Origin of the sequence: Actinomyces dentalis DSM 19115 (genome assembly GCF_000429225.1) — a bacterium.
Taxonomy (GTDB): Bacteria; Actinomycetota; Actinomycetes; order Actinomycetales; family Actinomycetaceae; genus Actinomyces; species Actinomyces dentalis.
On record NZ_AUBL01000087.1, the window covers coordinates 1 to 3,540 of the forward strand.

Genomic DNA, 3,540 nt, shown 5'->3' on the forward strand with positions numbered 1-3,540 from the left:
CCATCACCACGATCATGGCCGCCGCCCTCGTCATCATCACCCTCTGGCACGATTCCTGACACGAACCCTGGTGAGAAAGGCTCAGTGAAGGGTGAAAGGGCGTAGCAGAAGGAAAGAGGCGTAGCAGACGATCCGGCGCAACCTCCCGCGGACTCGAGGTGGCCGCCGGGGGCCGGGGGAGTCGTCGTCGGGCGGGAGCTCCACGGGGGAGCCTGTCAATGTTTCTGTGTAAGCGGGTTCGGTCAGAGGCGGGGGTTGATTCGGTCGGGGTCGGCGTCGGCGTACCGGGGGCGGGCCCGGGCCTTGAGTTCGCCCACTCGCCCGGGAGCCCGGTCCCGCCCGGCCGCTCCGATGGGTGCTGAGGAGAAGAAGGGGCGGAGAGGCGTCGCATTGCGTCGGCGGCTCCGTTTAGAGTCGGACTGTGACCACCGCCCTGTACCGCCGCTACCGACCCGACACGTTCCAGGACGTCATCGGGCAGGACCACGTGACGGTCCCGCTCATGGCGGCGCTGCGCGGCGACCGCGTCACCCACGCCTACCTCTTCTCCGGCCCGCGCGGCTGCGGCAAGACCACCAGCGCCCGCATCCTGGCCCGCTGCCTGAACTGCGAGCGCTTCCCCACCGACACCCCCTGCGGGGAGTGCCCCAGCTGCCGGGACCTGGCCACCGGCGGGCCCGGCAGCCTCGACGTCGTCGAGATCGACGCCGCCTCCCACAACGGCGTCGACGACGCCCGCGACCTGCGCGAGCGCGCCTCCTTCGCCCCCGCCCGCGACCGCTACAAGATCTTCATCCTCGACGAGGCCCACATGGTCACCCCGCAGGGCTTCAACGCCCTGCTCAAGCTCGTCGAGGAGCCGCCGGCGCACGTGAAATTCATCTTCGCCACCACCGAGCCGGAGAAGGTCATCGGCACCATCCGCTCGCGCACCCACCACTACCCCTTCCGCCTCGTCCCGCCCGACGTGCTCGAGGCCTACCTCGCCCGCCTGTGCGGCTCCGAGGACGTCGCCGTCGGCCCCGGCGTCTTCCCGCTCGTGGTGCGCGCCGGCGGCGGGTCCGTGCGCGACACCCTGTCCGTCATGGACCAGCTCATCGGCGGGGCGGTCGACGGCGAGGTCGACTACGCCCGCGCCGTCGCGCTCCTGGGCTACACCGACACCACCATGCTCGACCAGTGCGTGGACGCGATCGCTGCGGCCGACGGCGCCGGCGTCTTCCGCGTCATCGACCGCGTCATCTCCTCCGGGCACGACCCGCGGCGCTTCGTCGAGGACCTGCTCCAGCGGCTGCGGGACCTGCTCGTCATCGCGCTCGCGGGCGCGGAGGCCGGGCCGGCGCTGGGGTCCATGCCCGCCGACGAGCTGGAGCGCATGGAGGTCCAGGCCCGCGCGATCGGTTCGGGGGCCCTGTCCCGCTTCGCCGATATGACGGCTCAGGCGCTGACCCAGATGGTGGGGGCGACGTCCCCGCGCCTTCAGCTCGAGCTGCTCATGGCCCGTCTGCTCGTTCCGGACCGGTCGGGGGCCGCCCGGCCGTCGGCGCCGGGGGCGCGGGCGGGCGCGTCCCCGGCTCGGCAGCCCTCTCCGCATCCGACGGCGCCGGAGGCGCGGGCGCAGGACGGCGACGGCCGGGCGATGGCTGCTCGGATCGCCCGTCGGGCGGGCGCCGGCGCGCCGGGGGCGGCCGACGGTGCGGGCGCCGGTGGACGCGGGGGAGCGGACGCGGCCGGAAAGGGCGACGGTCCGGGGACCGGGGTCGCCGATGGCGCGGGCGCCGGTGCGCAGGGCGCGGCCGACGCCGGCGGGCGCGGGGGAGCGGGTGCGCCGACGCCGGCCTCGGCACCCGTCGGTCCGGAGGCCCCCCCGGCTGCGGAGCCGGTGTACGACGCCACTACGGGGACGCGGCACCACGCGGAGGCCCCTCCGGCTGCGGAGTCGGCGCCGGTATCGACGGCCGCGGCCGAATCGCGGGCCCGCACGCCCGCCTCCGGCCCGGCGGCCGACGCCGAGATGATCCGCACGCGCTGGGAGGAGGTCCTGGAGGCCGCCAAGCGCTCGCGCCGGGCGACCTGGGCGCTCGTGGGCCCGCACGCGCAGCCGGGCGGCATCGCCGACGGCGTCTTCCAGGTCATCTTCTCCTCGCCCGGGCTCGTGGGCGCCTTCGAGAACGGCGGGCACGGCCCGATCCTGGCCGAGGCGATCCACCAGGCCCTCGGGCTGCGGCTGCAGGCGCGCGGAATCCTGTCCGGCGGCGATCCGAGCGGAGGCCCCGACGGTGGTTTCGGCGGAGGCCCCGGCGGTCGCGGCGGTGGCCGGGGCGGCGGTCCCGGCGGCGGTCCTGATGGGGCCGGCGGCGGCTGGGGCGGGCCCGCCGGACGTTCCGACCGGAACGGGCCGCGCGCCGAGACGGCGGCGACGGCCGCTTCGCGCACGCAGCCGTCCCGGGCGCCCCGTTCATCCGAACTATCCCGGTCCCAGTCGCTCCAGTTGCCCCAGTCGTCCCGAGGCGCCGCGGCCCCGGTGGAGTCCGCCGCGTCGGCCGACCCGGCGCCGCCGGGCCGGGGCGGGCCGCAGGGGACCGCCGAACCGGTCGGGCTCGCGCCGCCGGGCCGGGGCGGACTCGTTCACGCTTCCTCGCCGGCGGCCGCAGCGGCGGTGCCGTCCGCCCCGTCCGCCGCCGCACCCGAGGCGGACGGCTGGGGGGAGGTCGCCGTCATCGGGCGCTCCCGCCGCGTCGGGGGCGCTCGCCCCGTGGCGGCGCCCCCCGCCCCGCCGCGACGAGACGATGCCGCTGCGCCGTCGGCCGCCTCGCCGGACCCCGCGGCCGCCCCGACCCCGCCCGCGGGAGGGCCGCGGGGCGGGGCCGCCGACTCCGGCCGGACCGGGGCCGCCGCCGAGCGCGCCCGGGAGGAGTCCCCGCCCGCCGACCGCGGCGCCCCGGCCGTCCCCGCTACGCCATCCGCGCCCGCCGCGCCGCGGGGCGACTTCCGGGAGGACGGTTCCCTGGCCACCGTTCACCGCCTCCGCGCCCTGCCGGACTCGTCCGACGGGGCCTCCTCGTCCCGGCCCCCGGGGCCCGGCGCGCAGACCTTCTCCGACGGCGTGCCCCTGCCCGAGGAGCCCGGCGACGCCGACGGCCCGGGGGATGCCTGGGCGCCCGCCGACGTCGGCCGCGGCGCAGGCCCCGCTCGCGCGGCCGCCCCCGGTCGGGCCGGCCGCGGCGACGGGGTCGACGGCGGCCGCGACGATCGGACTGAGACGACCGGCCGCGGCGGCGGAGCCGACGCAACCGATCGCGGAGATCGGGCCGGCCCCGGGAACCGAGGCGGCGTCGCCGCCGCAATGGCCGCCGCCCGGGCCGCCGCGCGCGGCGAGGCCCCGTCCTCCTCCGGCGCGCCGGCCCCGGGGCCCGCGTCCTTGGAGGACGATCTTCCCAGTGAGGACGACGAGGACGCCGAGGAGGCCGGCGCCGTCGGCCTGGAGGTCGTCAAGCGGCTCCTGGGCGCCACCGTTCTGGAGGAGATCACCGTGACCCA

The 3,540-nt window shown here is 77.7% G+C and carries 1 protein-coding gene; it reads left to right on the forward strand.

Annotated elements, in window-relative coordinates; translation table 11 throughout:
* Window positions 1-421: 421 nt before the first annotated feature.
* A partial coding sequence (locus G446_RS21380) for a DNA polymerase III subunit gamma and tau (RefSeq protein WP_026410499.1) occupies window positions 422-3,540 on the forward strand: 3,119 nt, incomplete at its 3' end.